The organism is Serratia sp. S4 (assembly GCF_000347995.1).
Lineage (GTDB): Bacteria > Pseudomonadota > Gammaproteobacteria > Enterobacterales > Enterobacteriaceae > Serratia > Serratia quinivorans.
Window position 1 is genome coordinate 159,989 of the sequence record NZ_KB661120.1, and the last position, 21,902, is coordinate 181,890.

The 21,902-nt window shown below is 54.8% G+C and carries 18 protein-coding genes; 15 read left to right on the forward strand and 3 right to left on the reverse strand.

Features of this window, described 5'->3' with window-relative positions; translation table 11 throughout:
• Positions 1-36 precede the first annotated feature (36 nt).
• Complete coding sequence (locus tag SERS4_RS0101365; protein WP_017891251.1) at positions 37-1,530, forward strand: pitrilysin family protein; 1,494 nt, start codon at positions 37-39, stop codon at positions 1,528-1,530.
• A gap of 27 nt (positions 1,531-1,557) precedes the next feature.
• Here SERS4_RS0101365 and ppiC read toward each other — a convergent pair whose 3' ends face one another.
• Positions 1,558-1,839, reverse strand: a complete 282-nt coding sequence (gene ppiC, locus SERS4_RS0101370) for a peptidylprolyl isomerase PpiC (RefSeq protein WP_017891252.1) — start codon at positions 1,837-1,839, stop codon at positions 1,558-1,560.
• 290 nt (positions 1,840-2,129) lie between these two features.
• Here ppiC and rep point away from each other — a divergent pair, with 290 nt between their 5' ends.
• A complete protein-coding gene (gene rep / locus SERS4_RS0101375; protein WP_012004628.1) occupies positions 2,130-4,154 on the forward strand; it encodes a DNA helicase Rep in 2,025 nt (674 codons plus the stop codon).
• 183 nt (positions 4,155-4,337) lie between these two features.
• Here the strand turns inward: rep and ppx are convergent, their stop codons facing one another.
• Entirely contained in the window at positions 4,338-5,834 is a 1,497-nt protein-coding gene (gene ppx / locus SERS4_RS0101380) for an exopolyphosphatase (protein WP_017891253.1), read from the reverse strand.
• Positions 5,835-5,840: 6 nt separating this feature from the next.
• Complete coding sequence (rhlB, locus tag SERS4_RS0101385) at positions 5,841-7,127, reverse strand: ATP-dependent RNA helicase RhlB (RefSeq protein WP_012004630.1); 1,287 nt, start codon at positions 7,125-7,127, stop codon at positions 5,841-5,843.
• 117 nt (positions 7,128-7,244) lie between these two features.
• Here rhlB and trxA point away from each other — a divergent pair, with 117 nt between their 5' ends.
• The 13 genes from trxA (at position 7,245) to wzyE (ending at position 21,896) form a co-directional block, all read left to right on the forward strand.
• A complete protein-coding gene (gene trxA / locus SERS4_RS0101390) occupies positions 7,245-7,571 on the forward strand; it encodes a thioredoxin TrxA (RefSeq protein ID WP_012004631.1) in 327 nt (108 codons plus the stop codon).
• A gap of 578 nt (positions 7,572-8,149) precedes the next feature.
• Complete coding sequence (gene rho / locus SERS4_RS0101395) at positions 8,150-9,409, forward strand: transcription termination factor Rho (RefSeq protein ID WP_004950874.1); 1,260 nt, start codon at positions 8,150-8,152, stop codon at positions 9,407-9,409.
• A 313-nt stretch (positions 9,410-9,722) separates the two neighbouring features.
• A complete protein-coding gene (gene wecA, locus SERS4_RS0101400) occupies positions 9,723-10,820 on the forward strand; it encodes a UDP-N-acetylglucosamine--undecaprenyl-phosphate N-acetylglucosaminephosphotransferase (RefSeq protein WP_026142149.1) in 1,098 nt (365 codons plus the stop codon).
• A gap of 20 nt (positions 10,821-10,840) precedes the next feature.
• Positions 10,841-11,893, forward strand: a complete 1,053-nt coding sequence (gene wzzE / locus SERS4_RS0101405) for an ECA polysaccharide chain length modulation protein (protein ID WP_037410117.1) — start codon at positions 10,841-10,843, stop codon at positions 11,891-11,893.
• An 84-nt stretch (positions 11,894-11,977) separates the two neighbouring features.
• Entirely contained in the window at positions 11,978-13,108 is a 1,131-nt protein-coding gene (gene wecB, locus SERS4_RS0101410; RefSeq protein WP_017891256.1) for a non-hydrolyzing UDP-N-acetylglucosamine 2-epimerase, read from the forward strand.
• Entirely contained in the window at positions 13,105-14,367 is a 1,263-nt protein-coding gene (wecC, locus tag SERS4_RS0101415) for a UDP-N-acetyl-D-mannosamine dehydrogenase (RefSeq protein WP_017891257.1), read from the forward strand. The genes wecB and wecC overlap by 4 nt, the downstream gene beginning before the upstream one ends.
• The gene (gene rffG / locus SERS4_RS0101420; RefSeq protein ID WP_017891258.1) at positions 14,358-15,431 is read left to right on the forward strand and encodes a dTDP-glucose 4,6-dehydratase; all 1,074 of its coding nucleotides are present in this window, start codon (positions 14,358-14,360) and stop codon (positions 15,429-15,431) included. The genes wecC and rffG overlap by 10 nt, the downstream gene beginning before the upstream one ends.
• Before the next feature lie 50 nt (positions 15,432-15,481).
• On the forward strand, positions 15,482-16,363 hold the full coding sequence (rfbA, locus tag SERS4_RS0101425) for a glucose-1-phosphate thymidylyltransferase RfbA (RefSeq protein ID WP_017891259.1): 882 nt from the start codon (positions 15,482-15,484) through the stop codon (positions 16,361-16,363).
• Positions 16,341-17,072, forward strand: coding sequence for a dTDP-4-amino-4,6-dideoxy-D-galactose acyltransferase (gene rffC / locus SERS4_RS0101430; RefSeq protein ID WP_017891260.1), 732 nt, complete (start codon positions 16,341-16,343; stop codon positions 17,070-17,072). Before rfbA ends, rffC begins: the two co-directional genes overlap by 23 nt.
• Positions 17,059-18,189, forward strand: coding sequence for a dTDP-4-amino-4,6-dideoxygalactose transaminase (gene rffA, locus SERS4_RS0101435; protein WP_017891261.1), 1,131 nt, complete (start codon positions 17,059-17,061; stop codon positions 18,187-18,189). The genes rffC and rffA overlap by 14 nt, the downstream gene beginning before the upstream one ends.
• 1 nt (position 18,190) lies before the next feature.
• Positions 18,191-19,441: a lipid III flippase WzxE gene (gene wzxE, locus SERS4_RS0101440; RefSeq protein ID WP_017891262.1), complete on the forward strand. Its 1,251-nt coding sequence runs from the start codon at positions 18,191-18,193 to the stop codon at positions 19,439-19,441.
• Positions 19,438-20,523: a TDP-N-acetylfucosamine:lipid II N-acetylfucosaminyltransferase gene (locus SERS4_RS0101445; RefSeq protein ID WP_017891263.1), complete on the forward strand. Its 1,086-nt coding sequence runs from the start codon at positions 19,438-19,440 to the stop codon at positions 20,521-20,523. The genes wzxE and SERS4_RS0101445 overlap by 4 nt, the downstream gene beginning before the upstream one ends.
• Positions 20,520-21,896 (forward strand): ECA oligosaccharide polymerase, encoded by a 1,377-nt coding sequence (gene wzyE, locus SERS4_RS0101450; protein WP_012004642.1) that lies wholly within the window; start codon positions 20,520-20,522, stop codon positions 21,894-21,896. Before SERS4_RS0101445 ends, wzyE begins: the two co-directional genes overlap by 4 nt.
• Positions 21,897-21,902: the final 6 nt, after the last annotated feature.

A 21,902-nucleotide genomic window follows, 5' to 3' on the forward strand; every position in this document is an offset into this window, starting at 1 on the left:
ATAAAGAAATTGGATAGTCATTAAGTAGGGGTTCACATGCAGGGCACCAGAATTCATCTCATAGCAGGTGGGCTGCTGTTGGCTGCAGCCAACAGCAGCGTGCAGGCTGAAGCACTACAACCCGATCCTGCCTGGCAGCAGGGGGCGTTGGCCAACGGGTTTTCATGGCAGATATTAGACACACCGCAGCGGCCGAGCGATCGCGTCGAGCTACGGTTGATGGTTAACACTGGCTCTTTAGTGGAGTCTTCACAGCAGATTGGCTTCGCCCATCTGTTGCCGCGCCTGTCGTTGGCGCGCAGCGAAAGCTTTACGCCACCGCAGTTGCGTTCACTGTGGCAACAAAGCGTAGACAGCGACCGCCCACTGCCGCCGGCCATCAGTTCTTATGACTTCACCATTTATAATCTCAGTTTGCCGAATAACCGCCCAGACCTGCTGAAAGAAGCGCTGACGTGGCTTTCCGATACCACCGGCAAGCTGGCGATCGACGAACATACGGTGCATGCGGTGGTCAACTCCAGCATCGATCCGGTTGGCACTTTCCCACCGAATCCCAAAGATGCCTGGTGGCGCTATCGCCTGAAAGGCTCGACGATGCTGGCACACGATCCGGCCCAGCCACCCAAGCGACCGGTGAATGTTGATCAACTGAAGAAATTCTACCAGCAGTGGTACACCCCGGACGCGATGACGCTGTACGTGGTGGGCAAGGTAGACAGCCGTAGCCTGAGCGAGCAAATCAACAAAGCCTTCTCGCCGCTGCAAGGCAAGCGTGAAACGCCGGCCCTGATGCCAACGCTGACGTCCCTGCCACCGCAGCCGGTCAGCCTGATCAGCGAGCAGGTGAAACAGGATACGCTGTCGATCATGTGGGATGCCCCATGGCATCCGATCCGTGACTCGCAAAATCTGAGCCGCTATTGGCGCGGGGATATGGCTCGCGAAGCGTTGTTCTGGCATCTCCAGCAGGTGCTGGACAAGAGTGACCAGAAAAACCTGCATCTGGGCTTCGATTGCCGGGTGCAATACCAACGCGCCCAATGTGCCATCCATCTGGACACGCCAAACAACAACCTGAACAACAGCCTGGGCTTTATCGCCCGCGAGTTGGCTAACGTGCGTAATAACGGTTTGTCGCAAGACGAGTTTAACGCCCTGCTGGCGCAGAAAAACGATCAACTCAGCAAGCTGTTTGCCACCTATGCCCGCACCGATACGGACGTGTTGATGAGCCAGCGCCTGCGTTCGCAACAGAGTGGCGTAGTGGATATCGCGCCGGAGCAGTATCAAAAGCTGCGTCAGGAGTTCCTGAGCGGATTGACGCTGGAAGCGCTGAATCAGGAGCTGAAACTCCAGCTTTCGCAAGATGCGACCCTGGTGTTGATGCAGCCGAAAGGCGAGCCAGAGATGAGCATGAAGCAGTTACAGGAAACCTATAACGGCATTATGTCCCCGGCACCAGCCGTGGTATCGGAAGAAGTTAAACCTACCGATACCGCTCCAGCGCCGGAAACCAGCGCACAGTAAGAATAGAGGGGGCGCTTGCCCCCTCTATCAGCTACGGTACAGCACTTTGATGATGTGGTAGCCGAACTGGGTTTTGACCGGGCCGTAAGGCTTGAGCAGCGGAATGCTGAACACCGCTTTATCGAAGGCGGCCACCATGGTGCCCTTGTTGAACTCGCCCAAAGAACCGCCATTGCGTTTTGATGGGCAAGTTGAGTATTTGCGCGCCAGGGTGTCAAAGCTGACGCCGCGTTTAAGCTTGGCCAGCAGTTCATCGGCCAGTTTTTCGTTATCTACCAGAATGTGCAGGGCGCACGCCGTCTTTGCCATTGGTTTATCCGTTCAGTCATGCAGAAATTGTCTGCATTATACATACCTATTCTACCCTATGAATTTCGAGTTGGCCGCTCTGGCGCGTCCATGCGCTTGCGGCATTTGTACATCCCTGTACAGCACAGCTAGGCGGCCAGCTTGCTCATCCCCAGGCGCTTACTTTAGTAAGTAACTGGGGGGAGTGAGTGCAGGTAACAACGCTGCAGCTTGAAAGGCGACGGGTATAAATCTCATCGGTGCTTTCTGCTACAATCCCCCCACGTTATAAAGTCGAGCAATAAAGCGCCATGCGATTAAATCCCAGCCAACAACAAGCCGTCGAATTCGTTACCGGGCCCTGCCTGGTGCTGGCCGGTGCCGGTTCCGGCAAGACGCGCGTCATCACCAACAAAATCGCTCACCTGATCCACAACTGTGGTTATCAGGCGCGGCACATCGCCGCCGTGACCTTTACCAATAAGGCGGCGCGCGAGATGAAAGAGCGTGTGGCGCAAACCATGGGGCGCAAAGAAGCACGCGGACTGATGATTTCCACTTTCCACACGCTGGGGCTGGAAATCATCAAACGTGAATATGTCGCGCTGGGGATGAAGTCCAACTTCTCACTTTTCGACGATCAGGATCAGCTGGCGCTGTTGAAAGAACTGACCGAGAAATGGCTGGAGAATGACAAGACGCTGGTAGCGCAGCTGATTTCCACCATCTCCAACTGGAAGAATGATCTGGTCGATCCCCAGAAGGCAATGGAGCTGGCGCGTTCAGAACGCGACAAGCTGTTCGCGCATTGCTACGGCCTGTATCACGCGCATATGCGTGCCTGTAACGTACTGGATTTTGACGATTTAATCCTGCTGCCGACTCTGCTGCTGCAGCGCAATGAAGAAGTGCGCGAACGCTGGCAGAACCGTATTCGTTATCTGTTGGTGGATGAATATCAGGACACCAACACCAGTCAGTACGAACTGGTGAAACTGTTAGTGGGTAACCGCGCACGTTTCACCGTGGTGGGTGACGACGATCAGTCGATTTACTCCTGGCGTGGTGCGCGTCCACAGAACCTGGTGCTGTTGAAGGAAGACTTTCCGGCACTGCAGGTGATTAAGCTGGAGCAGAACTACCGCTCCAGCGAGCGTATCCTGAAGGCGGCGAATATCCTGATTGCCAATAACCCGCACGTGTTTGAAAAACGGCTATTTTCCGAGCTGGGTTACGGTGAAGAACTCAAGGTGGTGACCGCCAATAATGAGGATCATGAGGCCGAGCGCGTCGTGGGGGAGCTGATTGCTCATCACTTCGTGAAGAAAACCAACTACGGCGATTATGCGATCCTTTATCGTGGTAACCATCAGTCACGGCTGTTTGAAAAAATGCTGATGCAAAACCGCATCCCTTACAAAATTTCCGGTGGCACCTCGTTTTTCTCGCGGCCGGAAATCAAGGATCTGCTGGCCTACCTGCGTGTTCTGACTAACCAGGATGATGACAGCGCATTTCTGCGTATCGTTAACACGCCAAAGCGCGAGATTGGCCCGGCAACGCTGCAAAAACTGGGTGAGTGGGCCAATCAACGTAACAAAAGCCTGTTCCGCGCCAGTTTCGATCTCGGCCTGAGTCAGCACCTGACCGGTCGTGGGTTAGAGTCGCTGCAACGCTTCACTCACTGGCTGGACGGGATTGCTCAGTTGGCGGAGCGTGAACCGATAGCCGCGGTGCGCGATCTGATCCGCGGCGTAGATTACGAAAGTTGGCTGTTTGAAACTTCACCCAGCCCGAAAGCCGCCGAAATGCGCATGAAAAACGTCAATACCCTGTTCGGCTGGATGACGGAAATGCTCGAAGGCAGCGAGCTGGACGAGCCAATGACGCTGACCCAGGTGGTAACGCGCTTTACCCTGCGCGACATGATGGAACGCGGCGAAAGCGACGAGGAACTGGATCAGGTTCAGTTGATGACGCTGCATGCTTCCAAAGGGCTGGAGTTCCCCTATGTCTTCCTGGTGGGGATGGAGGAGGGGTTATTGCCGCATCAGAGCAGCATTGACGAGGATAACGTCGATGAAGAGCGGCGTTTGGCCTATGTGGGGATCACCCGTGCCCAAAAAGAGCTGATTTTCACCCTGTGTCGCGAACGTCGCCAATATGGCGAACTGGTGCGGCCGGAACCCAGTCGTTTCTTGCTGGAGCTGCCGCAGGATGACCTGGCGTGGGAAAGTGAACGTAAGGTGGTGAGCCCGCAAGAACGGATGCAAAAAGGGCAGAGCCATCTGGCGAATATTCGCGCCCAGTTGGCCAAGGCTAAAGGCGGAAGTTAAAATTAAGGGCGCTATTGGCGCCCTTCAGACTACTGACAAAGCCCGTTATTAGGGAGAGCGTGCCGAAGGGGTCGTAGCGGCTTGCCCGCCGGAGCGCCCCTCGGTGCGCTAGGGCCCGGGTATCTCGGATTCAAAGACAACTTTGTCATCAAACTCAAGGGTGCTATTCGCGCCCTTGTCATATCAACGTTGTTCTTCCAGTATCAACGGCCAATGAACATAGCTTTGCCAATGACTTTCCTGATCCAAAGCCTCTGCCCGTAGTGGATGCTGTTCCAGCCAACCTGGCGGCAGGATCACCGTCAGCTCATCATCATTATTGGCACGCAGGCGTACCGCCGGCAGCGTATCGTCGCGGCGACGGCTGGCGAAGATGATGGCCAGGCGTAAAATCCGGCATAAACGTTGCGCCGTACGCGGCGGCAGGGCGTTTTGCTGGCTCAGCAGTGGCAGATCGATAGTGTTGCTCTGGTTTTGCAGCAGGGTGGCCAGCAGTTTTTTCTGTGCCGGGGTGAAACCGGGTAAATCCAGATGGCGGATCAGGTAGGCTGCGTGTTGCGGTGCCTGTTTGAAATCAACGCTTAGGCCGATTTCGTGGATCAGACAGGCGCTGTGCAATAACTCGCGACATCGCGCATCCAATTGCCATTCATTGCTCACCTGCTGCGAGAAGTTGGCGGCCAGTTGGCTGACGCGCTCGGCTTGCTCGGTATCCAACAGATAACGTCGTTGCAGGTTGCGAATGGTACGGCTGCGGATGTCCTGTTCGACCGGCAGATGCAACATGCCGTAGACCAGTCCTTCGCGCAGTGCGCCGCCGGCCAGCATCATGCTTTCGATGCCCAGCTCCTGGAAAATCGCCAGCAGGATCGACAGCCCGCTTGGGAACACCAGAGCCCGCTCCAGCGTCAGCCCTTCAATTTCCAACTCTTCCAGCTTGCCGCACTGAATGGCACGCTGTTTCAATTGGCGCAGTTTGGACAGGGTGATGCGTTCATCCATGCCCTGTGCCACCATGATTTCCTGCAGCGCCTGGACGGTGCCGGAAGCACCAACGCAGACTTGCCAACCGTGCTGACGCAGCTGTGGCGCGATGGGACGCACCATTTCACGTGCAGCCTGTTCGGCCCGCTCGAAATTCTCCAGCCCCAGATTACGATCGCTGAAGAACCGCTCCAGCCAGGTGACACAACCCATCGACAGGCTGTACAGCTGAGCCGCCTGTGCGCCGGTACCGGTAACCAGCTCGGTGCTACCGCCGCCGATATCGACCACTAAACGCTGATCCGGGCCGCCTGTAGTATGGGCAACGCCGTGGTAGATCAGCCGTGCTTCTTCTTCACCGCTGATCACCTGGATCGGGCAGCCGAGAATTTGCTCTGCGGTTTGCAGAAACTCATCGGCATTGGATGCCAGACGCAGCGTAGCCGTGGCGACCACTCGGATCTGTGCGCGTGGAATGTCCTGCAGGCGTTCGGAGAACAACTTCAGGCATTGCCAGCCGCGCTGCATGGCTTCATGCGACAGGAGATTGTTTTGATCCAGCCCGGCAGCCAGACGCACCTTGCGCTTGATGCGCGCCAAAGTCTGAATACTGCCGGCCACCTCGCGCACCACCAACATGTGGAAGCTGTTGGAGCCAAGGTCGATAGCGGCATAAAGTGCGCTGGAACTGAGCATGGTCTATCAGCCTGAACGTTTACGGTTATTGCGTGGCGCACCGCCACGACGTGGCGCGGAGTTACGGCGTGGGCCGTTGCCGCCGCGTGGGCGTGCCAGGCGTTTCGGCGCAGGCAGGTCACTCAATAACGCATCACTGTTGTACTTGCTCACCGGAATGCTGTGACCGGTGTAGGTTTCGATCGCCGGCAGGTTGAGCGCGTACTCTTCGCAAGCCAGGCTGATGGAATGACCGCTTTCGCCGGCACGGCCGGTACGACCGATACGGTGAACGTAGTCTTCGCAGTCGTCAGGCAAGTCGTAGTTGAAGACGTGGGTAACCAACGGAATATGCAGGCCGCGGGCAGCGACGTCGGTGGCGACCAGAATATCGAGGTTGCCCTTGGTGAAGTCATCGAGAATACGCAGGCGTTTTTTCTGCGCCACATCGCCGGTCAACAGGCCTACGCGGTGACCATCGGCAGCCAGATGGCCCCAAACGTCTTCACAGCGGTGCTTGGTGTTGGCGAAGATGATGCAGCGGTCAGGCCACTCTTCTTCGATCAACGTCTGCAGCAGACGCATTTTTTCTTCGTTGGACGGGTAGAATAATTCTTCTTTAATGCGGTGGCCGGTTTTCTGTTCCGGTTCCACTTCAACATATTCAGCGTTGTTCATCTGCTCGAAAGCCAGCTCGCGTACGCGATAGGAAAGGGTGGCAGAGAACAGCATGTTCAGGCGTTGATCGACCGCAGGCATGCGGCGGAACAACCAGCGAATGTCTTTGATAAAGCCCAGATCGTACATGCGGTCGGCTTCATCCAGCACCACAACCTGGATCGCGCCCAGATCGATATAGTTCTGTTTGGCGTAATCAATTAAACGACCGGTAGTTCCCACCAGGATATCCACGCCGCTTTCCAGCACTTTCAGCTGTTTGTCGTAGCCATCGCCGCCGTACGCCAGACCCATTTTCAGGCCGGTGGACTGGGACAGGGCTTCCGCATCGGAGTGGATCTGCACCGCGAGTTCACGCGTTGGCGCCATGATCAAGGCGCGCGGCTGGTTGATCTTACGATCCTGTTTCGCCGGGTGAGAAAGCAAATAGTGAAAAGTAGACGTTAAAAATGCCAACGTCTTTCCGGTACCGGTTTGCGCCTGACCTGCAACGTCACGCCCAGAGAGCGTGAGCGGCAATGCTAACGCCTGGATAGGCGTGCAATGTTGAAACCCTTTCTTTTCAAGGGCTTCAAGGACTAACGGGTGCAGGGCGAAGTCGGAAAACTTCTGTTCGGTCAAGTGTGTTTTGCTCATAGTGTGGTAGAATATCAGCTAACTATTGCTTTACGAAAGCGTATCCGGTGAAATAAAGTCACCTTAGGTTGGTTAATGCTACACCAACAAGGTAGACACAATCCTTTGGAGTAGAACATGAGCGATAAAATTATTCACCTGACTGACGGCAGCTTCGACACCGACGTGCTGAAAGCTGAAGGGCCAATCCTGGTCGATTTCTGGGCTGAATGGTGTGGGCCGTGCAAGATGATTGCTCCGATTCTGGATGAGATTGCCGAAGAGTTCGAAGGCAAGCTGACCATCACCAAGCTGAATATCGACCAGAACCCGGCAACCGCACCCAAGTACGGTATCCGTGGTATCCCTACGCTGTTGCTGTTCAAGAACGGTGAAGTGGCCGCGACCAAGGTTGGTGCGCTGTCCAAAGGTCAGCTCAAAGATTTCCTTAACGCGAATCTGTAATCGGGCGGGAAGCCCTATGCCCAATGGATGTGATGCGGCGGCTAAAAACGCTGCCGCGTGAGAGACAACGGGGATATACAGGCGTCTGGCGGGGATGTTCAATTCACCGCTAGACGCCTGCCCAGAAGCGTGTTAAGTTTAACCATACTGCATATAGAACTTGCCCGAAGTTTTAAATCTAAAGAGTCTAAATCTAAAGCTTTACTCTGTGTTGAACCGCTGGCGTTGAAAGAAAAAATGAACTCAGCCCGCGTTTTAGCAATCAAAAGGTTTTGCAAAATCAATTTTAAGGTACCTTCGATCTTAAACCGTCATTGCGCGCGTCCTCTGTAAGCCATTTCTTACCGTGACGGCTCAGCGCCCGGTGATCGAACGTCCAGTAAACAGGCACGAATATCCAATGGATTTCAAGGCGTGGCCAGTCGGCAACCGAAAGCGTCTCCGCAGCTTAGTTCGCTAAGTTTTGGGATGAACAAGGGAAGCCAATGCAACCACCAGAAAGCCGGAAGAGATATCCCGCTGCCATACCATTCACGATGTAAGTTCGAGACATACCCCGAGTTTAAGAACCCACCACTATGAATCTTACCGAATTAAAGAATACGCCGGTTTCTGAGCTGATTACTCTCGGCGAAAATATGGGGCTGGAAAACCTTGCCCGCATGCGCAAGCAGGACATTATCTTCTCTATCCTTAAGCAACATGCGAAAAGTGGAGAAGATATCTTCGGCGATGGCGTGTTGGAGATATTGCAGGATGGATTTGGTTTCCTCCGTTCTGGAGACAGTTCCTACCTTGCAGGCCCCGACGACATCTACGTATCCCCTAGCCAAATCCGCCGTTTTAACCTCCGTACAGGTGACTCCGTTTCCGGTAAGATTCGTCCGCCAAAAGAAGGCGAGCGCTACTTTGCCCTGTTGAAAGTTAACGAAGTTAACTACGACAAACCGGAAAACGCCCGTAGCAAGATCCTGTTCGAAAACCTGACCCCACTGCATGCCAACTCCCGTCTGCGGATGGAACGCGGCAACGGCTCAACCGAAGACCTGACAGCACGTGTGCTGGACCTGGCTTCGCCGATTGGTCGTGGTCAGCGTGGTCTGATTGTTGCTCCGCCAAAAGCCGGTAAAACCATGCTGCTGCAGAACATTGCGCAGAGCATCGCTTACAACCATCCAGACTGCGTGCTGATGGTCCTGCTGATCGACGAACGTCCGGAAGAAGTGACCGAGATGCAGCGTCTGGTGAAGGGCGAAGTTATCGCTTCTACCTTTGACGAGCCGGCATCTCGCCACGTTCAGGTTGCAGAAATGGTGATTGAGAAGGCCAAGCGTCTGGTTGAGCACAAGAAAGACGTGATCATCCTGCTTGACTCCATCACTCGTCTGGCGCGTGCCTACAACACCGTGGTACCGGCTTCCGGTAAAGTGTTGACCGGTGGTGTGGATGCCAACGCCCTGCATCGTCCCAAGCGTTTCTTCGGTGCGGCACGTAACGTTGAGGAAGGCGGCAGCCTGACCATCATCGCTACCGCGCTGGTCGATACCGGGTCGAAAATGGACGAAGTTATCTACGAAGAGTTTAAAGGTACCGGCAACATGGAATTGCATCTGGCGCGTAAAATCGCCGAGAAGCGCGTATTCCCTGCTATCGATTACAATCGCTCTGGTACCCGTAAAGAAGAATTACTCACCACCTCTGAAGAACTGCAGAAAATGTGGATCCTGCGTAAAATCATTCACCCGATGGGTGAGATTGATGCGATGGAATTCCTCATTAACAAGTTGGCCATGACCAAGACCAACGATGAATTCTTCGATATGATGAAGCGCTCATAATGACGATGCGCTCATAATTGAGTAAATATTCCAAGAACGCCACGCCTAGTCGTGGCGTTTTTTGCTTTTGGAAGATACGATAAGTAACAGAAATGGAAACGTAAGTTATTTTCGTGACTTACTGAGAATTCATCTTATTTGCGGTCGGCGTTTCGTCGTTCGCGCATTGTTACTGTCGAAACAGCGGGCAAACACGGTGGAATAAGAATGAATGGCTGTCGTCATAGGAAATGACTGAAAGGTAGCGGGATACCATGGCGCAACCTGTCGCCCGTGTTAAGCTGCCTTATCTTCTACAGAGATCTTGTTAACTGTGAACTTACTCACTATGAGTACTGAAATTCTATTTGTTTTCCTGTTTTCTTTGGCTTTTCTCTTTGTTGCCCGTAAAGCAGCAAAACGTATTGGTCTGGTTGATAAACCTAATTACCGTAAACGCCATCAGGGGCTGATCCCTCTGGTCGGGGGTATTTCTGTTTATGCCGGGCTGTGCTTTGCCTTCTTTATCTCTGACCAAACGATTGCGCATGGCAAACTCTACCTCGCTTGCGCGGGGATATTAGTGTTCGTTGGTGCTCTTGACGATCGTTTCGATATCAGCGTGAAAATTCGTGCGCTGGTTCAGGCACTGGTTGGCATCGCGATGATGGTTTTCGCCGGACTTTACCTGCGCAGCCTGGGCCATGTGCTGGGCGATTGGGAAATGCTGCTGGGGCCGTTTGGCTACCTGGTCACGCTGTTTGCCGTCTGGGCAGCCATCAACGCTTTTAACATGGTTGACGGTATTGATGGCCTGCTGGGTGGGCTGTCGTGCGTGTCTTTCGGTGCGCTGGGCGTGTTGTTGTACCTGAGCGGTCATTCTGACCTGGCCTTCTGGTGCTTCGCAATGATTGCCGCCATCGTTCCTTATATTCTGCTTAACCTCGGCATTCTTGGCCGCCGGTATAAAGTGTTTATGGGGGATGCCGGTAGCACGCTGATCGGTTTCACCGCCATTTGGCTATTGGTGCAAAGTTCGCAGGGCAAAGCTCACTCCATCAATCCGGTTACCGCGTTGTGGATTATTGCCATCCCGCTGATGGACATGATTGCGATCATGTACCGCCGTTTACGCAAAGGGATGAGCCCTTTCTCTCCAGACCGCCAACACATTCACCATTTGATTATGCGCGCAGGCTTTACGCCACGGCAGGCCTTCGTGTTGATTACCCTGGCGGCAGCCTTGCTGGCGGCTATCGGCGTGCTTGGCGAACGCCTTACTTTTATCCCTGAATGGGTAATGTTGGCATTATTCTTGCTTGCCTTCTTCTTGTACGGCTACTGCATTAAACGCGCCTGGCGTGTTGCACGTTACATTAAGCGTATCAAGCGTCGTCTGCGGCGTTCGAACGGCAATAAGCAAGTATCTTAACCAGAGGCTTTTGGGCAGTGATGAATCCAGAAACAAGGTCTGACAAGAATATCCCGGCGGTGGATAACGAACTCGATATCCGCGGCCTGTGCTGCACTCTGTGGCGTGGTAAGCCATGGATTATCGGTATTGCGGTGTTATTCGCCGTGGTTGCGCTGATGGTTTCCTATCTGGTGAAACAGGAGTGGAGTGCGACGGCGATTACCGATCGGCCAACAGTGAATGCGTTGGGGGGATATTATTCCCAGCAACAATTCCTGCGTAATCTGGACGTGCGGACCATGCCGGCCGCCAGCACCGATCAACCCGGCATTGCTGACGAAGCCTATAATGAATTCATTATGCAGTTGGCGGCCTACGATACGCGTCGTGATTTCTGGCTGCAGAGCGATTATTACAAGCAGCGCCAGGAAGGCGATGCCGCTGCCGATGCGGCATTGCTCGACGAACTGATTAACAATATTCAGTTCACACCGCGTGATGATAAAAAAGTGCCGAACGACGGCGTGAAGCTGACGGCGGAAACGGCGGCGGATGCCAACCGTCTGTTGCGTCAATATGTGGCGTTCGCCAGTCACCGCGCTGCGCAGCATTTGAACGAAGAGATCCAGGGTGCCTGGGCGGCCCGTACCACCTCGATGAAGGCGCAGGTCAAGCGTCAGGAAGCGGTGGCGGCGGCAGTGTATAAGCGTGAATTGAATACCATTCAACAGGCACTGAAGATTGCCGAGACGCAGGGTATCAGCCGGACTCAGACCGATACGCCGGCAGAGCAACTGCCGGACTCCGACCTGTTCCTGCTGGGTAAACCTATGCTGCAGGCGCGTTTGGAAGGGCTACAGGCTTCAGGGCCAACCTTCGATCTCGATTACGATCAAAATCGTGCGATGCTGTCGACATTGAACGTCGGCCCAACGTTGGACGAGAAATTTCAGACTTACCGCTATTTGCGGACCCCGGAAGAACCGGTAAAACGTGATAGCCCACGGCGGATATTTTGGTTGATCATGTGGGGCGCGATGGGTGCTTTGGTTGGCGCAGGTGTTGCCCTGGTGCGTCGGCCGCGTAATTAAAAATAATATAATAATTCGCTGAAGGGCGCATAAGCGCCCAATTCGCAGGTACGCCTGCGGTTAACCGACAATAAGAGATTCGCTGTGAAAGTGTTGACTGTTTTCGGCACCAGACCTGAAGCCATCAAAATGGCCCCGCTGGTACATGCCCTGGCTCAGGATGAAGCCTTTGAATCAAGAGTCTGCGTTACGGCACAGCATCGTGAGATGTTGGATCAGGTATTGCGGTTATTTGAGATAGTGCCTGATTACGACCTGAACATCATGAAGCCCGGCCAGGGATTGAGTGAGATCACCTGCCGTATTCTGGAAGGCCTGAAAGGCGTTCTTGAAGAATTCAAACCGGACGTGGTGCTGGTTCATGGTGATACTACCACCACGCTGGCGACCAGTTTGGCTGCGTTTTACCAGCGTATCCCGGTTGGGCACGTAGAGGCGGGTCTGCGCACCGGCGACCTTTACTCCCCATGGCCGGAAGAGGCTAACCGCAAGCTGACCGGCCATCTGGCGATGTATCATTTTGCCCCGACGGAAAACTCGCGTCAGAACCTGTTGCGTGAACTGTTACCGGACGATCATATCTTCGTCACCGGTAACACGGTGATTGACGCGCTGTTCTGGGTACGCGATCGGGTGATGGGTGATGCGGCATTGCATGACAGCCTGGCACAGCGTTATCCGTTCCTGGATGCCGACAAAAAAATGATCCTGGTGACCGGCCACCGTCGTGAAAGTTTTGGCGGCGGGTTTGAGCGGATTTGCAGTGCGCTGGCAGAAATTGCCCGCACTCATCCCGATGTGCAGGTGGTGTACCCGGTACATCTCAATCCCAACGTTAACGAGCCGGTCAACCGCATTCTGAAAGGGATCGATAACATCATTCTGATCGACCCGCAGGATTACTTGCCCTTTGTGTACCTGATGGCCAACGCTTATATGATCCTGACCGACTCGGGCGGTATTCAGGAAGAGGCGCCGTCATTGGGCAAACCGGTGTTGGTGATGCGCGATACCACCGAACGGCCGGAAGCGGTCGATTCGGGTACGGTGCGTCTGGTGGGAACCGACGTAGCCAAAATTGTTGATGCGGTTACCCAGTTGCTGACGGACGAAGACGAATATCACGCCATGAGCCGGGCGCATAACCCTTACGGTGACGGGCATGCCTGCCAACGTATTCTCGAAGCTTTGAAGAATCATCAGGTGACACTATGAGTTTTAACACTATTTCGGTTATCGGCCTGGGTTACATCGGTCTGCCAACGGCGGCGGCGTTTGCCTCCCGCAAGAAAAAAGTGGTGGGCGTAGATGTTAACCAACATGCGGTGGATACCATTAATCGCGGCGCGATCCACATCGTTGAACCCGATCTGGATAAAGTGGTGAAAGACGCGGTCGACGGCGGCTACCTGCAGGCGGTTACCCAACCCCTGGCTGCGGACGCTTTCCTGATTGCGGTGCCAACGCCGTTTAAAGGTGACCATGAGCCGGATCTGGCCTATGTAGAAGCTGCGGCCAAATCTTTGGCACCGGTGCTCAAAAAGGGCGATCTGGTTATCCTGGAATCCACCTCTCCGGTTGGCGCCACCGAGCAGATGGCGCAGTGGCTGGCCGAGGCGCGCAGCGATCTCAGCTTCCCGCAGCAGGCGGGTGAAGCCGCTGATGTGAATATCGCTTATTGCCCAGAGCGCGTTCTGCCAGGGCAGGTGATGGTTGAGCTGATTCAGAACGACCGCGTTATTGGCGGCATGACGCCAAAATGTTCGGAGCGCGCCAGCGCGTTGTACAAGATTTTCCTCGAAGGCGAGTGCGTCATTACCAATTCACGTACTGCAGAGATGTGCAAACTCACCGAAAATAGCTTCCGTGATGTGAACATCGCCTTTGCCAACGAACTGTCGTTGATTTGCGCCGATCAGGGCATCAATGTCTGGGAGCTTATTCGCTTGGCCAACCGCCATCCGCGGGTGAATATCCTGCAGCCAGGCCCTGGCGTTGGTGGCCACTGCATCGCGGTCGACCCTTGGTTTATCGTGTCGCAAAACCCGCAGCAGGCACGTTTGATTCATACTGCGCGTCTGGTGAATGACGGAAAACCTTTGTGGGTAGTGGATCGCGTGAAAGCGGCCGTTGCCGACTGTCTGGCGGCGACCGACAAGCGCGCTTCAGAAGTGAAAATTGCCTGTTTCGGCCTGGCCTTCAAGCCAAATATCGACGATCTGCGCGAAAGTCCGGCGGTGGAAGTGGCCCATCTGATTGCCGATTGGCACGTGGGTGAAACGCTGGTCGTTGAGCCGAACGTGGAACAGTTGCCGAAATCGTTGGTAGGCCACGTGACGCTGAAAGAGTTGCCAGAAGCGTTGCAGCAGGCGGACGTGATCGTGATGCTGGTCGATCATAAGCAATTCAAGGCGATCAAGCCGGAAGAAATAAAACAAATGTGGGTCGTGGATACTAAAGGAGTATGGCGTTGAAACGTATTTTAGTCACTGGGGGCGCCGGCTTTATTGGCTCCGCGGTCGTGAGGCATATCATCGAAGCCACGCAAGACAGCGTCATGGTGGTAGACAAACTTACCTATGCGGGCAATCTGGAGTCGCTTTCAGTAATTGCCGATAACCCACGTTATTCGTTTGAGCAGGTGGATATCTGCGATCGCGCGGCGTTGGATCGGGTGTTTGCCGAGTATCAGCCGGACGTGATCATGCACCTGGCGGCGGAAAGCCATGTCGATCGTTCGATCGACGGCCCGGCGGCATTTATTGAAACCAACGTGGTGGGCACTTATACCATGCTGGAGGCGGCCCGCCATTATTGGCAGCCGCTGGACGCGGCAAAGAAGCAAAGCTTCCGTTTCCACCACATTTCCACCGACGAAGTGTATGGCGATCTGCACGGTACGGACGATCTGTTTACCGAAACCACGCCTTACTCGCCAAGCAGCCCATATTCGGCTTCCAAGGCCTCCAGCGACCATCTGGTCCGCGCCTGGCTGCGTACTTATGGCCTGCCGACCCTGGTCACCAACTGTTCCAATAACTACGGCCCCTATCACTTCCCGGAGAAACTGATCCCGTTGGTGATCCTCAATGCCGTTGCCGGTAAACCCTTGCCGGTGTATGGCAACGGGGCGCAGGTGCGTGATTGGCTGTATGTCGAAGACCATGCCCGAGCGCTGTACCAGGTGGTTACCGAAGGTGTGGTAGGTGAAACCTACAATATTGGCGGCCACAACGAGCGCAAGAATATTGAAGTGGTACAGACCATCTGCGACCTGCTGGAAGAGTTGGCGCCGAACAAACCACAGGGCGTGGAGAAATACCGCGACCTGATTACCTACGTCAAGGATCGTCCGGGCCATGATATGCGCTACGCGATCGATGCCGGAAAGATTGACAGGGAGCTGGGCTGGCGCCCGCAGGAAACCTTTGAAAGCGGCATCCGCAAAACGGTTTCCTGGTATCTGAACAATGAAACCTGGTGGCGTCGCGTTCAGGACGGTTCCTATACCGGTGAACGTTTAGGTTTATCCGACTAAATTTAGTCAGGGTTGCCTGAGTGGCTGCCCTGTGGATTTTTGGAGTAAGTATGAAAGGTATTATTCTGGCAGGTGGCTCCGGAACTCGGCTGCATCCTATCACCCGCGGCGTATCCAAGCAGTTGTTGCCTATTTACGATAAGCCGATGATTTATTATCCAATGTCGGTGCTGATGCTGGCGGGGATCCGCGACATTTTGATTATTTCAACACCGGAAGATTTACCGTCATTCCAGCGTTTGCTGGGGAACGGCGATCAGTTTGGCGTGAATCTCAGCTATGCCGCACAACCAAAGCCGGAGGGCCTGGCTCAGGCTTTCCTGATCGGCGAGGAGTTCATCAATGGCGACTCCTGCTGTCTGGTGCTGGGCGATAACATTTTCTTCGGCCAATCTTTCAGTCCTAAACTGAAAAACGTCGCGACACGTACCGAAGGTGCAACGGTATTTGGTTATCAGGTGATGGACCCCGATCGCTTCGGTGTGGTGGAGTTTGACGAGAATTTCCGCGCACTGTCGATCGAGGAAAAACCGAAAAAGCCTAAATCGGATTGGGCGGTGACTGGGCTGTATTTCTACGACAGCCAGGTTGTGGAGTTCGCCAAACAGGTGAAACCTTCGGAGCGCGGCGAACTGGAGATCACCAGCATTAACCAGATGTATCTGGAGCGTGGTGAACTGACGGTTGAACTGCTGGGGCGCGGTTTCGCCTGGCTGGATACCGGCACACATGACAGCCTGCTGGAAGCCAGCAGCTTTGTGCAGACGGTGGAAAAACGTCAGGGCTTTAAAATTGCCTGTCTGGAAGAGATTGCCTGGCGCAACGGTTGGCTGAACGACAAAGATCTGAAGCAGGCTGCCAATGCCTTGTCCAAAACCGGTTATGGCAAGTATCTGCAGGACCTGTTGCATGCGCGTCCACGCCACTTTTGACCCCTTAATCTGGGAAACTGAGTTTTTCGCTCTTAACAGCGCCAAACTCAACTTCTCAACGGCGGCTCCGATGCTCACCGAGGCCGAACTGGATGCCTACGCATTAGTGCAGGCCAAAATTCCGGCGCATCACACTGCTTTGGTGGACGGCTTGACCCGTTTGGGCTTCCAACTGGTTGAGGGTGAAGTCGATCTGCTACTGAATATCGGCACGGAATGTGCATCACTTCATACCGAGGCTACGCAGGCCATTCGTCCGGCGGTGCCGGCCGATATCCCGATGTTGCGTGCGGCGGCAGCCAGCGTGTTTACCGCCAGCCGTTTCCGCGCCCCCTGGTATCACGCCCAGGACAGCGGCCGCTTTTATGCTGAATGGATCGAAAAGGCGGTATTGGGAACCTTTGACCATCAATGCCTGCTGGTACTCGACGATACTGGGCAGCCGGAAGGCTTTGTCAGCCTGCGCGAACTCGGTGGCTCGGAGGCCCGCATCGGTCTGCTGGCGGCGTTCCCCGGCGCAGCAGGCAAAGGAATTGGCTCTCGATTAATGGCGGCGGTTATTGCCGAGTGCCGCCAACGGTCACTGCAGCGTCTGCGGGTTGCGACCCAGTTCGGTAACATCGCCGCGTTACGGCTCTATCAACGACAGGGTGCTGCTATTGAAAGCACCTCGTATTGGTTATACAGAGGAAGACATGATCCCATTTAACGCACCACCGGTTGTTGGCACTGAACTTGACTATATGCAGGCTGCGATGGGCAGTGGCAAGCTGTGTGGTGACGGTGGATTTACCCGTCGTTGCCAGCAGTGGATGGAACAGCGTTTTGGCAGCCCGAAGGTGCTGTTGACGCCGTCCTGTACCGCCTCGCTGGAGATGGCGGCGATCCTGCTGGATATTCAGCCGGGCGATGAAGTGATCATGCCGAGCTTCACCTTTGTTTCAACCGCCAACGCCTTTGTGCTGCGCGGCGCTACCGTGGTGTTTGTCGATCTGCGTCCGGATACCATGAACATCGATGAGAGCAAGATCGAAGCGGCCATCACCGATAAGACCCGTGCCATTGTACCGGTGCATTACGCCGGTGTTGCCTGCGAGATGGACACCATCATGGCGCTGGCGAAGAAGTACGAGCTGTTTGTGGTGGAAGATGCGGCGCAGGGCGTGATGTCCACCTACAAGGGGAAAGCGCTGGGTACCATCGGCCATATTGGCTGCTTTAGCTTTCACGAAACCAAAAACTACACCGCAGGCGGTGAGGGTGGCGCCACGCTGATTAACGATCCGGCGCTGATTGATCGGGCGGAAGTCATTCGTGAGAAAGGCACCAACCGCAGCCAGTTCTTTCGCGGGCAGGTGGATAAGTACACCTGGCGTGATATCGGCTCCAGCTATCTGATGTCAGATCTGCAGGCCGCGTATCTGTGGGGCCAACTGGAAGCGGCTGACCGCATCAACCAACGCCGTCTGGCGCTGTGGCAGAAGTATTACGACAGTTTCCTGCCGCTAGCCGAGGCGGGCCGTATCGTGCTGCCGAGCATCCCGGCGGACTGCGTGCAGAATGCGCATATGTTCTATATCAAACTGCGCGATGTTGAAGACCGTACGGCGTTTATCGATTATATGAAAGAAGCCGAGATCATGACGGTATTCCATTATATCCCACTGCATGATTGCCCGGCGGGTGATCGCTTTGGCCGCTTTGCCGGGGAAGATCGCTTCACCAGCCAGGAGAGCGCGCGGTTGGTACGTTTGCCGCTGTTCTACAATATGACTGATGTCACTCAGCGCACGGTGATCAATACCATTCTCAACTTCTTCGCCTGATATGTCGCTGGCAAAAGCATCAATTTGGACCGCCGGCTCTACGCTTATCAAGATTGGCGTGGGGCTGTTGGTGGTGAAACTGTTGGCGGTGGCCTTTGGCCCCAGCGGGGTGGGGCAAGCGGGTAACTTCCGCCAGTTGATTACCGTGCTGGGCGTGCTGTCCGGTGCCGGGATTTTTAACGGCATCACAAAATACGTTGCCGAATATCATCAGGATCCGCAGCGGTTGCGGCTGGCTGTTGGCACGGCCTCGACCATAGTGCTGGGTTTTTCCACGCTGTTGGCGCTGGTGTTCTTGTTCGCGGCCAAACCTATCAGTATCGGGCTATTCGGCCATGCTGATTATGTCGGCGTAGTGCGGGCGGTGGCGTTTATTCAGATGGGTATTGCTTACGCCAACCTGTTTATGGCGGTGCTGAAGGGCTACCGCGATGCGATGGGCAATGCGCTGGCGGTGATTGGCGGCAGCCTGATTGGCGTGGTGGCCTACTACCTGTGCTTTAAGCTGGGCGGCTATGAAGGTGCGCTGGCGGGGTTGGCATTGGTACCGGCATTGGTAGTGTTGCCCGCCGGTTTTATGCTGTGGCGACGCAAAACCCTGCCGCTGAGCTATTTGGCGCTGGCATGGGACAAGGCGCTGGCCAGCCATCTCGGCAAGTTCACCATTATGGCGCTGATCACCTCAGTGACGCTGCCGGTGGCCTATGTGATGATGCGTAACCTGCTGGCAAGTCATTACAGTTGGGAAGAGGTGGGGATTTGGCAGGGCGTCAGCAGCATTTCCGACGCGTATCTGCAGTTTATTACCGCCTCGTTTACCGTCTATCTGCTGCCAACGCTGTCGCGGTTAAAGGAAAAAAGCGCTATCTCGCAGGAGATTGTGCGCTCACTAAAATTTGTGCTGCCTGCGGTGGCGGCAGCAAGCTTCACGGTCTGGTTGCTACGCGATTTCGCTATCTGGTTGCTGTTTACGGACAAGTTCGTCGCGATGCGCGATTTGTTCGCCTGGCAACTGGTGGGGGATGTGCTGAAGGTGGGTGCTTATGTATTTGGCTACCTGGTTATTGCCAAGGCGTCGCTGCGTTTTTATATCCTGACCGAAGTCAGCCAGTTCCTGCTGTTGACGCTGTTCTCGCATTGGTTGATCCCTTTGCACGGCGCGCTGGGTGCGGCACAGGCCTACATGGCAACCTACATCGTGTATTTCACGCTCTGTAGCTGCGTATTTATTCTTTATCGTAGACGAGTATGACTACACTGATTCACGTATTGGGATCTGACATCCCGCATCACAATCAGACGGTGCTGCGTTTCTTCAACGACGTGTTGGCGAAGCGCTTGCCGTCCGATCAGACACGCCATTTCATGGTAGCTGCCAAAGATGCCGCTGCGTTAGGGCCGTTCCCCGAGCTGAACCTTGAATGTCATCCGGACAAGAAAAGCCTGGCGATGGCGGTTATAGCCCGTGCTCAGGCCGATCGCGACCAGCGTTTCTTCTTCCATGGGCAGTTTAACCCGACGCTGTGGTTGGCATTGCTGAGCGGCAAAATCAAAGCCCATCAGGTCAGCTGGCATATCTGGGGCGCTGACCTGTATGAAAACGCCACCAGTTGGAAATTCCGCCTGTTCTATTTGCTGCGCCGCATTGCACAAGGCCGCGTCGGACGCGTGTTTGCTACCCGTGGCGATGTGATCCACTATCAACAGAGACATGCGCGTGTGCCTGCCTCCCTGCTGTATTTCCCGACGCGGATGGACCCGGCATTGACCGGTATCAGCGTCGAGAAAAATCTGGCCGGGCCGATGACCATTCTGGTGGGTAACTCCGGCGATCGCACCAACCGGCACATTGAGGCACTGAAAGCGATTCATCAACAGTTTGGCGCGGATGTGCGCGTGATCCTGCCGATGGGTTATCCGGCCAACAACGAGGCTTATATTGAACAGGTCCGCACTGCCGGGCTGGCGCTGTTCAGTGCCAGCAATCTGCAGGTGCTGACGCAGCAGGTGGCGTTCGACGACTACCTGAACATTCTGCGCGAGTGCGATCTTGGCTACTTTATCTTTAACCGCCAACAGGGTATCGGCACGCTTTGCCTGTTGATCCAGTTTGGCGTGCCGTTCGTGCTGAGTCGGCAGAACCCGTTCTGGCAGGATCTGGCGGAGCAGCACCTGCCGGTGCTGTTCTACGGTGATTCTCTGGATGAGGCGGTAGTGCGTGAAGCGCAACGCCAACTGGCGTCAGTGGACAAGCAGGCGATCGCCTTCTTTAATCCCAACTACGTTGATGGCTGGCAACAGGCATTGGCCCTGGCGGCAGGGGATAACTCATGACGCTGGCGCAATTTGGCGGGTTATTTGTCGTCTACCTGATTGGCACGTTGTTTGTTCTGACGTTGACCTATCAGGAGTTTCGGCGCGTCCGTTTTAACTTCAACGTGTTCTTTTCGCTGTTGTATTTGCTGACGTTTTACTTCGGCTTCCCGCTGACCTGCCTGCTGGTGTTTCAGTTTGACGTTGAGGTGGTGCCGGTCGAGTTCTTGCTGTATGCCATCCTCTCGGCCACCGCGTTTTATGCGATTTACTACGTCAGCTATAAAACCCGGCTGCGCAAGCGCAGTGTGCAACCGCGTAAAGCGGTATTCAGCATGAACCGGGTTGAAACCCATCTGACCTGGATTTTACTGGCATTGGTGGCGATCGTTACCGTCGGCATTTTCTTTTTGCAAAACGGTTTTCTGCTGTTCAAGCTCAACTCATACAGCCAGATTTTCTCCAGTGACGTGTCGGGCGTAGCGCTTAAGCGGTTCTTCTATTTCTTCATTCCGGCGATGCTGGTGGTGTATTTCCTGAAGCAGGATCTGCGAGCCTGGTTCTTTTTCCTAGCGGCGACGGTAGCTTTTGGCATCCTCACCTATGTGATTGTTGGCGGCACCCGCGCCAATATCATTATCGCTTTCTCGCTATTCCTGTTTATCGGTATCGTGCGCGGCTGGATCTCGCTGTGGATGCTGGTTGCTGCGGGGGTGTTCGGCATTGTCGGCATGTTCTGGCTGGCGTTAAAGCGCTACAGCCTGGACGTCAGTGGCCCCGAGGCGTTTTATACCTTCCTCTATCTGACGCGTGACACCTTCTCTCCGTGGGAAAATTTGGCGTTGTTGCTGCAAAACTACGACAAGATTGATTTCCAGGGGCTGGCGCCGATAGTGCGTGATTTCTATGTGTTTATTCCGAGCTGGCTATGGCCGGGCCGACCGGACACGGTGCTCAATACCGCCAACTATTTCACCTGGGAAGTGCTGGATAACCATTCTGGCCTGGCGATCTCACCGACGCTGATCGGTTCGCTGGTGGTGATGGGCGGCGCGCTGTTTATTCCTGTTGGCGCGGTGCTGGTGGGTATGATCATCAAGTGGTTCGACTGGCTGTATGAGATGGGCAAAAGCGAATCGAACCGTTATAAAGCCGCCATATTGCAGGGCTTCTGCTTTGGCGCGGTATTCAACATCATCGTATTGGCGCGAGAAGGGGTGGATTCGTTTGTCTCGCGGGTGGTGTTCTTCTGCCTCATTTTCGGCGTCTGTTTGCTGATGGCAAAATTGCTGTACTGGCTGTTTGATACTGCCGGATTGATTAAGGCGCGAGTGCAGCGTTCGCGAACGCTGACACCGCCTGCTTCTTCTGTGCGGGCCGACGGCCTTTTGTAAGGGTAA

Bases quoted from the DNA above. Each gene is read 5' to 3' on its own strand.
- SERS4_RS0101365 (WP_017891251.1), top strand. From the start codon at position 37: ATGCAGGGCACCAGAATTCATCTCATAGCAGGTGGGCTGCTGTTGGCT.
- ppiC (WP_017891252.1), bottom strand. From the start codon at position 1,839: ATGGCAAAGACGGCGTGCGCCCTGCACATTCTGGTAGATAACGAAAAA.
- rep (WP_012004628.1), top strand. From the start codon at position 2,130: ATGCGATTAAATCCCAGCCAACAACAAGCCGTCGAATTCGTTACCGGG.
- ppx (WP_017891253.1), bottom strand. From the start codon at position 5,834: ATGCTCAGTTCCAGCGCACTTTATGCCGCTATCGACCTTGGCTCCAAC.
- rhlB (WP_012004630.1), bottom strand. From the start codon at position 7,127: ATGAGCAAAACACACTTGACCGAACAGAAGTTTTCCGACTTCGCCCTG.
- trxA (WP_012004631.1), top strand. From the start codon at position 7,245: ATGAGCGATAAAATTATTCACCTGACTGACGGCAGCTTCGACACCGAC.
- rho (WP_004950874.1), top strand. From the start codon at position 8,150: ATGAATCTTACCGAATTAAAGAATACGCCGGTTTCTGAGCTGATTACT.
- wzzE (WP_037410117.1), top strand. From the start codon at position 10,841: ATGAATCCAGAAACAAGGTCTGACAAGAATATCCCGGCGGTGGATAAC.
- wecC (WP_017891257.1), top strand. From the start codon at position 13,105: ATGAGTTTTAACACTATTTCGGTTATCGGCCTGGGTTACATCGGTCTG.
- rffG (WP_017891258.1), top strand. From the start codon at position 14,358: ATGGCGTTGAAACGTATTTTAGTCACTGGGGGCGCCGGCTTTATTGGC.
- rfbA (WP_017891259.1), top strand. From the start codon at position 15,482: ATGAAAGGTATTATTCTGGCAGGTGGCTCCGGAACTCGGCTGCATCCT.
- rffC (WP_017891260.1), top strand. From the start codon at position 16,341: ATGCGCGTCCACGCCACTTTTGACCCCTTAATCTGGGAAACTGAGTTT.
- rffA (WP_017891261.1), top strand. From the start codon at position 17,059: ATGATCCCATTTAACGCACCACCGGTTGTTGGCACTGAACTTGACTAT.
- wzxE (WP_017891262.1), top strand. From the start codon at position 18,191: ATGTCGCTGGCAAAAGCATCAATTTGGACCGCCGGCTCTACGCTTATC.
- SERS4_RS0101445 (WP_017891263.1), top strand. From the start codon at position 19,438: ATGACTACACTGATTCACGTATTGGGATCTGACATCCCGCATCACAAT.
- wzyE (WP_012004642.1), top strand. From the start codon at position 20,520: ATGACGCTGGCGCAATTTGGCGGGTTATTTGTCGTCTACCTGATTGGC.